Source organism: Lactobacillus johnsonii ATCC 33200 (assembly GCF_000159355.1).
Classification (GTDB): domain Bacteria; phylum Bacillota; class Bacilli; order Lactobacillales; family Lactobacillaceae; genus Lactobacillus; species Lactobacillus johnsonii.
Genome location: NZ_GG670144.1, coordinates 1 through 241, shown reverse-complemented (window position 1 = coordinate 241; position 241 = coordinate 1). Strand labels below are relative to the sequence as shown.

The 241-nt window shown below is 43.2% G+C and carries 1 protein-coding gene; it reads left to right on the top strand.

What is annotated here, in order from left to right; all coding sequences use genetic code 11:
• Positions 1-216 (top strand): methionine adenosyltransferase domain-containing protein (locus tag HMPREF0528_RS08795; RefSeq protein ID WP_004896676.1); only part of this gene is annotated, 216 nt, incomplete at its 5' end.
• Positions 217-241: the final 25 nt, after the last annotated feature.

Below are 241 nucleotides of genomic sequence, written 5' to 3'. Positions count from 1 at the left end.
GATACTTATGGTACTGGTACCCGAAGTGAAGCAGACTTGATTGCTGCGGTTCGTAAGGTATTTGACCTTCGTCCTGCGGGAATTATTAAGATGCTTAACCTTAAGCGACCAATCTACGAACCAACTGCAGCTTATGGTCATTTTGGCCGGACTGATGTTGAACTACCATGGGAACAACTAGATAAGGTTGAAGAACTAAAGAAGGTTCTTGGCTAGTTTGATGCTTGCATTTACGAATGCT